The following is a 995-nucleotide window of genomic DNA, read 5'->3' as shown; positions in this document are numbered from 1 at the left end:
GGGTCAGTGGGGGTGGGGTCAGTGAGGGCGCCGGGTGGCTCGGTGGATGCGGTGGCGCCGGGTGGCTCGGCGTTCGTGGTGGCGCTGCGGGGCCCGTCCTCCGCCAGTTCGCGGGCGAAGTCGCGGATCAGGTCGTGGGGGGTGTAGCGGCCGTAGGCCGTCTCCTCCAGGAGGGCTACGTCGACGAGGCGGTCGAGGGCGGCAGCGGCGCGGCGTTCGTCGGTGCGGGCGAGGCGGGCGAGCAGGGGGGCGCCGTACGTCGGGAGGTCGAGGGCGCCGATGTGGCGCAGGGTGCGGGCCGCGTCGCGGTCGGTCCGGCGGTCGGAGGCGGCCAGCGCGTCGTGGGCCACGGCCAGGGAACGGCGGACGCTGAGGTCGTCGTACTCCAGGTGGTGCAACCGGCCTTCCGTGGCGGCCAGTTGACCGGCCAGGACGTCCGGGGTGAGGGCCCGGCGCGCGGCCAGTCGGGCGGCGACGACGCGCAGGGCCAGCGGGAGGCGGCCGGTGAGTTCGACGAGCGGGTGGGTCGCGTCGAGGCCGTCGCGACCGGAGACCGCGCGCAGCAGTGCGGCGCTGTCCTCGCCGGGCAGGGGCGCGAGCGGGAAACGGCGGGCACCGTCGAGCGCGGTCAGCGGCGAACGGCTGGTGACGATCACCGCGCAGCCGGTACCGGCCGGCAGCAACGGCCGTACCTGGGCGGCGTTCTCGGCGTCGTCCAGCACCATCAGCGTGCGGGTCGGGGCGAGCAGGGAGCGGAGCAACGCCGTTGCCGCGTCCGGGTGTTCGGGGATGTGACGTGGTTCGGCGCCGAGGTCACGGAGCAGGGCGTGGAGCGCTTGGCCGGCGGTGAGGGGGGTCATGCCGGGGGTGGCGCCGTGCAGGTTCACGTACAACTGCCCGTCGGGGAAGCGGTTCCGCAACTCATGGGCCGCGTGCAGCGCGAGGGCGCTCTTGCCTACGCCGGCCATGCCGCTGATGACGACGAGGGGGTGGGG

At 75.5% G+C, this 995-nt stretch carries 1 protein-coding gene; it reads right to left on the bottom strand.

Going from position 1 to position 995, the window contains the following annotated elements:
* The coding region (locus tag ACNFOC_RS54665; RefSeq protein WP_416966351.1) for an NB-ARC domain-containing protein at nt 1–995 on the bottom strand (995 nt) is incomplete at both ends.

Origin of the sequence: Streptomyces colwelliae, from assembly GCF_048158785.1 — a bacterium.
GTDB lineage: Bacteria > Actinomycetota > Actinomycetes > Streptomycetales > Streptomycetaceae > Streptomyces.
Note: the sequence above shows the minus strand (reverse complement) of the source record. Positions and strands in the feature narration are given on the sequence as shown.